This is a genomic window from Niastella sp., assembly GCF_045805085.1.
Classification (GTDB): domain Bacteria; phylum Bacteroidota; class Bacteroidia; order Chitinophagales; family Chitinophagaceae; genus Niastella.
In genome coordinates this window covers 1-8,202 of record NZ_JBJMLX010000148.1, presented here as the reverse complement: position 1 = coordinate 8,202, position 8,202 = coordinate 1, and the positions used below count along the sequence as shown (strand labels likewise).

General features: G+C 43.2%; 6 protein-coding genes and 1 pseudogene. 3 read left to right on the top strand and 4 right to left on the bottom strand.

The genetic code is table 11. The annotated features are described in order from the left end of the window. Window positions 1–63: 63 nt before the first annotated feature. The 3 genes from ACJ751_RS07370 to ACJ751_RS07360 all read left to right on the top strand — a co-directional run bounded on the left by ACJ751_RS07370 (window position 64) and on the right by ACJ751_RS07360 (window position 4,230). The gene (locus ACJ751_RS07370; protein ID WP_407744775.1) at window positions 64–678 is read left to right on the top strand and encodes a hypothetical protein; all 615 of its coding nucleotides are present in this window, start codon (window positions 64–66) and stop codon (window positions 676–678) included. Window positions 679–794: 116 nt separating this feature from the next. Continuing rightward, on the top strand, window positions 795–2,945 hold the full coding sequence (locus ACJ751_RS07365; RefSeq protein ID WP_407744774.1) for an alpha-galactosidase: 2,151 nt from the start codon (window positions 795–797) through the stop codon (window positions 2,943–2,945). Between the two features lie 88 nt (window positions 2,946–3,033). Further along, window positions 3,034–4,230 (top strand): alginate lyase family protein, encoded by a 1,197-nt coding sequence (locus tag ACJ751_RS07360; protein WP_407744772.1) that lies wholly within the window; start codon window positions 3,034–3,036, stop codon window positions 4,228–4,230. A gap of 125 nt (window positions 4,231–4,355) precedes the next feature. On the opposite strand, the gene ACJ751_RS07355 is transcribed toward ACJ751_RS07360, so the two are convergent. The 4 genes and pseudogenes from ACJ751_RS07355 to ACJ751_RS07340 all read right to left on the bottom strand — a co-directional run. Then, window positions 4,356–4,832 carry a CYTH domain-containing protein gene (locus ACJ751_RS07355; protein WP_407744771.1) on the bottom strand — a complete coding sequence of 159 codons (477 nt, stop codon included), beginning with the start codon at window positions 4,830–4,832 and terminating at the stop codon, window positions 4,356–4,358. A 17-nt stretch (window positions 4,833–4,849) separates the two neighbouring features. Further along, a complete protein-coding gene (locus tag ACJ751_RS07350) occupies window positions 4,850–5,740 on the bottom strand; it encodes a tetratricopeptide repeat protein (RefSeq protein ID WP_407744769.1) in 891 nt (296 codons plus the stop codon). Between the two features lie 573 nt (window positions 5,741–6,313). Then, window positions 6,314–6,901: a DUF5063 domain-containing protein gene (locus ACJ751_RS07345; protein WP_407744768.1), complete on the bottom strand. Its 588-nt coding sequence runs from the start codon at window positions 6,899–6,901 to the stop codon at window positions 6,314–6,316. A 153-nt stretch (window positions 6,902–7,054) separates the two neighbouring features. Further along, window positions 7,055–8,202: pseudogene (locus ACJ751_RS07340) on the bottom strand (hypothetical protein); the annotation flags it as partial.

Genomic DNA, 8,202 nt, shown 5'->3' with positions numbered 1-8,202 from the left:
TGATAGTTACGCTTACTTTTTTCGGGGCATAATTTTTTATGCATTCTTTATAAAACTCCGGTTATGGCAAAAACTAAAACAAAAACTCCTACAAAAAAACGCTCTGATGAAGAGCTGAACGATATTTCATCCAGCCAGGAACAAACCCCACCAAAGGATGGTACTGCCAGCCAAAGAAGAAAAGAAAAGCTGGCGCAGGATGAATCATATATCGAATTACCTGATGTATCGGATATTCCCGGACAGGAAGGTATTGTAAACGCCGGCGTGCCCGGCGCCATGAAAGATACTACTGCCTCCTCCGATGACGAGGAAGGCATTCGCCAGGGAAAGGATATATTTAAAAATGATGACGACGAAGATGTAAAGATCGTGATGGGTACCGAAGCAGACGTAACGGAAGAAGATCTGGAAATGCTGGGCGATCCTGACCAGGACCAGGATATGAATGAAGATGAATTTATTGATAAGGAAGGATTGGATAATACCGATTTTGACGGTGACCCGTTAAATGAAGCCGCCGTAAGTGAAGTGAGTAGCGGCGACGATCTGGATGTTCCCGAGGAAAAGGAAGAAGATCCAAAAAAGACCGATGATGATGAAGAAAACGATTATTACAGCCTGGGCGGTCCCGATAATGATGAACTCAACGAGGGAAGAAAAGATGATGATGTTTAGGTAGTTTGTAACAATCCTTTAATAATTTGGTAATAAAGGTGAATCATACACCAATCGGTGATGTGGTTCACCTTTGTGTTTTTTTGCATCTTTGTATGGTAAATTACCCTGGTATTATGAAGTATTCTTTGTTGTTACTATTAAATCTGCTTTTTCTGACAGCTCTTTCGCAACCTGCCTCGCCCATCGTTATTCAAACAAAAAATGCCAGCCTGGTATTTACTGTTGGCAAAAACCACCGGGTGTATCAAAGTTACCTGGGATCGCAATTAGCCAATACGGAGTATGAGAAATTATCAGGCGGGCAGGAAGCCTATTTAACCGCCGGGATGGAAAACCTGTTTGAACCCGCCATCCGTGTAGTGCATGCCGATGGCAATCCTTCCCTTGAATTAACCTATGCCTCGCATACTGCCAGCCAACAAGGAAATGTGACCACTACCCGCATCATATTAAAAGATTCTGTTTACCAGGTTGAAGTGGTGTTGCAATACACGGCTTATTTTAATGAAGACGTTATTACCGCGAGTGCCACCATTCAACACCACGAAAAAAAGCCGGTGCGGCTTACACATTATGCTTCTACCATGTTGCACTTTAATGCAGATAAGTACTGGTTAACCCAGTTTCATGGCGAATGGGCCCGCGAAGCGCAGCAGGTTGATGAACAATTAACCAATGGGGTAAAAAATATCGAGAGCAAACTGGGCACCCGGGCTGACTTTTACCAAACACCCACCTTTTTTCTTTCCCTCAACAACCCATCCACCGAAACCAGTGGCGAACTGATTGCCGGCACCCTGGCCTGGACGGGCAATTTTCAATTCACGTTTGAAGTAGATCAAAGGAATCAGTTGCGGGTGCGTCCGGGTATAAATCCCTATGCATCTGATTACACCCTGAAACCCGGTGAGCTGTTCACGACGCCTGATTTTATTTTCACTTATAGCAACCAGGGTAAGGGACAGGCCAGTCGCAACCTGCATCACTGGGCGCGCAATTATGCCGTGTTGGATGGCAATGGTCCGCGTCTTACATTGTTAAATAACTGGGAAGCCACTTATTTTAACTTCAATGAAGATAAATTGGTTGAGTTATTCGATGGGGCCAAACAACTGGGCGTAGATATGTTCCTGTTGGATGATGGCTGGTTTGGCAATGCTTTCCCCCGGAACGACGACAAAGCCGGTCTGGGCGACTGGCAGGAAAATAAAACCAAACTGCCGAATGGCATTGGTCACCTGGTGAACGAAGCAGGTAAGAAGGGGATCAAATTCGGCATCTGGCTGGAACCGGAAATGGTAAATCCTAAAAGTGAATTGTATCAAAAACACCCCGACTGGATCCTAAGGTTGCCCAACCGCGCGGAAAACCTGTCACGCAATCAATTGGTGCTAGATTTAACCAACCCTGCTGTACAGAATTTTGTTTTCGGTATTGTAGACAGCCTGCTTACCAAAAACCCTGGCGTTGCGTATATCAAGTGGGATTGTAACCGTCCCATGTCGAATACGTACTCTCCTTATTTAAAAGAGAACCAATCGCATTTATTTATTGAATACACCCACAGCTTTTATAAAGTGCTGGACCGCATCCGCGCCAAATATCCGCACCTGCCCATTATGCTATGTTCCGGTGGTGGCGGACGCACCGATTACGGCGCGCTGAAATATTTCACCGAATTCTGGCCAAGCGACAATACCGATGGACTGGAACGCGTGTTTATTCAATGGGGCTACTCCTATTTCTTCCCGGCCAATACCATTGCGGCGCATATAACCAGCATGGGGAAAGGGCAATCGCTTAAATTCAGGACAGACGTGGCCATGTCGGCCAAACTGGGTTACGACATTCGCGTCAATGAGATGACACCGCAGGAATTGCAGTTCAGCCAGGAGTCGGTAAAAAATTACAAGCAACTGAGCGATGTCATTTGGTATGGCGATCTGTACCGCCTTATTTCGCCCTATGAGGAAAACCGTTCTGTATTGATGTATGTGAACGACCAAAAAAGCAAAGCCGTTCTTTTCAATTATAATTTAACTACCCGCCGCAAAGACCTTTTTACCAAAGTACAACTACAGGGCCTCGATCCTAAAAAGAACTACCGGTTCCGCGAGATCAACCTGTTCCCCGGCACTAAATCTACCAATCCTGATAATGATAAAGTGTTCACCGGTGAATACCTGATGACTATTGGTTTGAACCTTACACCTGGCAGGGTGTTGCCGTTAACAAGTAATATATATAGTCTGAACGGGGAATAGTGGGATGTGAAGTCTGAACTGGGATAATGGGATGTTTGGGATGGTGGGATATGGAATGATGAATTATTTCAAAAACGTAAATGGTCATATGAAAAGAATAATATTAATACTAAGCACTTTCATTTTCTTTATTTTCATTTCCTCAGCTCAAACCCCGGGCGTTCTTTTAATGGATGCCAACCGGCTGGTAAACATAAAGAAAAACATACAACAGCAGGATGCGCCTACCCTTCAACTGGTTACCGCATTGCGGAAACAGGCGGATGACTTATTAAAGATGAAACCGGTTTCGGTTATAGATAAAGCTTTTACGCCAACCAGTGGAGACAAGCATGATTATATGAGCCAGGCGCCCTATTTCTGGTACGACAGTTCAAAACCCAATGGCCTGCCTTATATGCGAAAAGATGGAGTGCGCAATCCTGAAATCAATAAAATAACAGACCATCGAAATTTAAGTGAGCTCGACAATGCTTGTAGAACGCTATCACTCGCCTGGTATTTAACCGGCGATGAAAAATATGCAGCCAAAGCCAGCGCCTTATTGCAGTACTGGTTTTTAAACGATGCTACAAAAATGAATCCCAACCTCAACTTTGCGCAGGCCATACCCGGCATTACCAATGGCAGAGGCATTGGCATTATTGAAACCATTTCATTGACCGGGATTGCCGATGCAGTCAATCTTTTAAAGGGATCGAAATCACTCTCCGATAAAGACAATAAATCAATACACGAATGGTATGCACAATACCTGAACTGGATGTTGACCAGTAAAAATGGAAATGAAGAGCATGCTGCCAAAAACAATCATGGCACCTGGTTTTACGCGCAGTCGATCGACTTCGCTTTATTCACCGGTAATACCGCCAAAGCAAAAGAACTGGTTGAAGAAAGTAAAAAAAGAATTGATTCACAAATTGATGCTGCCGGTAAAATGCAGCTGGAACTTGCCAGAACCAACGGGCTCGGCTACAGTACGTTTAACCTGCAGGCCTGGTTCAGGGTGGCCACACTGGCTCAACATACCGGCATCAACCTGTGGCAATATGTAAATCCACAGGGAGCCAGCATTCGCACTGCATTGGACTGGCTGCTACCTTTTGCACTTGGTCAAAAAACCTGGACTTACCAGCAAATTGGAGAATACAATAAGAGCAATCTTTACCCGCTGTTATCACAGGCGGCTGTTGTTTATAAAGATGCCAATTATGCTACACTGGCTGGGCAGGTGCAGCCGGATAAGGATGTTGTGGGGGCGTTGTTGTATGCCAACAATTTTTAACTTGTTTATTCCAGCCGAGGTTTCTTTTAGAGTAAGGAGTCAGTTATATTTTGATAATATTCGATAATACTATTTTAAACGATGACATTTTTAAAAACCCTCTGACGCGTCGGAGGGTTTTTAAATTATTTTTGACTCCAGTTCTTATACGGATTCTTCGCCAGGTTTGAGTTTGAGTATTTCTTTTCACTCGTTACTTCCTTCCCTACCCAACCGGGTAATGAGAATGATTCATCTTCAGACTCCAATTCTATTTCCGCCACCATCAACCCCTCGTTCTCGCCTAAAAACTCATCCACTTCCCACAGCTTGTTGTCATGAGTAATGAAGTATCTTATTTTGCTGACAACTGAATCGCAAAAGCCGTCCAGCAATTGTTGTGCATCAGCTACAGGGATGCTGTATTCAAATTCGGTTCGGGAGATGCCTACGGAAAGACCTTTTATGGTTAAGAATGCGTCTTTATCAGTAAGCCGCACACGGATCGTTTTCTCAGGATCTGATACTATATATCCCTGCCGGTAAAGTGATTGCTTTTCTTTTGTTACCTGGCTCCATTTTTCTTTATTGACCAGGAACTTTCTTTCTATCTCGATACCCATAACTAAAATTAATTGTATTAGTTTTTCAACTCTTTCAGCTTCTTTACTGCCTCATTCCTGATCTCTTTGTCACCCAATTTTGCGGTAAGCTCAAAGTATTTTATGGCGTTGAGCTTATCGCCTTTTCGTTCGTACATCGTGGCGATGTTATTGAGCACGATCACATCGCGGGGCATCAGCTTTTCTGCCTGTAACAATGATTGCAATGCTTTATCATACTCGCCCTGCAGGCCATAAGTGATGGCCAGGTTGGAAAGGCTTTCTACATGTTTGGGATAATATTTTAAAACTGTTTGGGCAATTGTACGCATTCTGTCTAACTGATCGTCACCCGCATTGTACAATTGCACTACATAGTCCTGCACGGTGCTTAGGAAAAATTTTTCGGGGTCTTTCACTTTTTTATTGTCTGCCCAGGTCCACTGGCTTTTTAAGTGGTTCGACATTTCAATGGCAGTGATGATCTCATTGGTAAAGCGTTCATAGTTTTCGATCTGGCCCAGGGCATAGATCTTTCCCAACCGCATATCCAACCGTGTTGTATAGGTGTTTATTCCTTTATCGATGTAATGAAAGGCTTTATTCAGCGTGGCGCTGTCATAGCCAAAGTCATCAGTGAGGTAACCAACCTGCGCACCGGTGCTGTCTGTTATGGCAAGCGATGAATTTTTGTTGCCTGTTTCTGATAAACGAACCATTTCCTGGCGGCTGGCGTGGAAGTAGTAATTGAAATAAGCCACGAATAATTCAGCATTGGTAGGGTCTGCCTGTTGCCAGTGTTGAAGCAATTGCCATTGAGCGGCTGTATCTTTTTCTTTTAACAACCGGCTGAAGGCTCCTTTATAATTTTGTGCAAAAGATTGACCAGCAAGGAGTACTAGTAATAACAGCACTATTTGTTTCGGCATTGGTGGGTGTTGGGGTGAGCCAAATCTACAAATAGCGGCTAAATAAGTATATTAATTTTTACCAACAGGTATTTTTTATCGATAAGTGATATTGATCGCTAATTATTTTTTGTTTTTGTACGAAAATGACATCCTACCAAATAGTTTCACCCTATTTCTATATAGAAACAATGCTCCGCTATATATTTTCACCCTGTTTCTATATAGAAACCATGCTTCACTATATATTTTCGTACCATTTCTATATAGAAACCATACAGAACTATATAATTTGATACTGTTTTCATACAAAAACGATACGCTACCAAATATTTTCACCCTATTTCTATATAGAAACCATGCTCCGCTATATATTTTCACCCTGTTTCTATATAGAAACCATGCTCCGCTATATATTTTCACCCTGTTTCTATATAGAAACCATGCTTCACTATATATTTTCATACCATTTCTATATAGAAATGGTACAGAATTATACAATTTCGACCCGTTTTTATATATAAAAATATAGCAGAATAGCTGATCCGATGTGATTTTAAACTAACAACAGCCTGATGTTCCGTCAATTAGATTTTACCTGCTCTTTTGAAGAAAGTAATGAATGGCGCAGATGGCATTGGCGCAGTGCCCGCTCCAATGCGTATCGAAGTTCCATTTAAAATCCCAAACCGCATTTTGCTTGGCTTCAGACGATTTCATGCCATACAATAGCAGGGTTTGCTTCAGGTATTTATAAATAGCGCCCAGGTCTTCATACAGGTCACCGTATACAATACCCGCATCCTTTTTCTTGGCAGTAGGATCGAATACATACCAGTAATAGCGATAATCCCATAACCTGTCTGCTATAAAATGGAGGCTTCGTTGAAATTCGAGCTCATCGAGCTTTACCTCGATCTTTTGATCGCTTTTTTCTTCCATCAATATCATGCAATTGCCCAGGTTGTACAGGGACAATAAATGATTTTGTGATTGAAGAATAAAATGGCGGGGTGTTTCTGCTTCGTGTGATTCAATGAAGGAACAATACCGTTTCGCAGCATCGATGAAGCTGGTAAACTCGTTGGTTGCAATAATTTTAGATACTAGTATCTTTTCAGGTAGTGACAAAGTGTTCTCAATAGCGGTTATTGAAATAATGGTTACTATTGAAATGTCCAAAAATGATGCCTGTTTATTGTACATCCAACACTAAAAACCGGGCTGCTATTGTAAGTCAGCCCGGTAGTTATATCATCAAATGCACATTCGTACATTTTGTTTCAAAATCGCGTTAATGCCCTCGCGCAAATAGTAAATATACCGTACTCCGTTTTATAACTGGATTCGCTTTGTAGCGCCTTCTTTAATGATATATTTTGTTACCTGCTGCCCTTTCTTTATGGTTATAGTAAGTTTACCACCCTGTGCCCTGTTCACAACGATATCAAATATATTTCCAAATGAATGAATGTTCCGCAGGGCCATCTGGTTCCAGCCATTGGGTAAACGTGGAGTGCATTCAAAACTGTTGAAACCGGTGGGGCGCACACCAAATAACCCTTCGGTATAAATTCGGCAATATAAACCGCTCTCGGCCGATAAATGCCGCTGGTTTCCCTCGGGGTAAGCTTCCACCGCATAAGGTACGTGTTCACCCAGTAACCGCCGTTTTGAATAATAACGCAGGAACTCCATCGCTTTCTCTGTTTCCCCTGCCGCCAATACCCCGCGCAAAGCATACAAGGTACTCCGGTCCCAGAACGTTGCATTGCCGGCCAACGACGCCAGGCCGTCTTCCGTCCATAAACGGGGAGAAAACAAGGCGGCAATGGTTCCTTCTTTTCTTTCGAACAGGCCTACAGTCAAAGGTGAACAGATCCAGGCACGCAGGGTATCATTTCCTTCATAATAGCGATACGTTTTGAACCCTTCCACATTGGCGCCAAAGAACTGTTCAATATTCTTTCGCATCGTCTGCGCTTCCTGTTCATATCGGCTGGTCTGCTCTTTTGACACATTCAATTGCCGCCCTAACATAGCTGCGGAGCGCAACGCATCATAATACAATACGCTGGTATGCAAATTAGCTTTGCCTGCCGGAAAGCGGTTTTCCAGCTCATCGCTGTTGCTGGCCACTACACCCTGTTCGTTTACTTTTCTTTTTAAATATTCCAGGCACCATTCAACCAATGGCCATAATACTTTGGCTGAATCTGTGTTGCCATACGTTAAGGCATAGCGTGAGGCGCCATAAGCGATCATGGCCATATCGCCCCTGTCTTTGGCGCCATGCCAGGTGGCATCGCCTTCCGCAATAATAGACCTGGGAATAGGCTGGTACTCCTTGTTCATATACTTTGCAAACCAGCGAAAGGCATTCATCGCCGATTTATTCCCAATTTCATCACCCAGGAAAGCAAAAAATGGATTTACATATTCCGCCTGGTCATTCGCCCAAATAGCGGCATAATAACGTAATC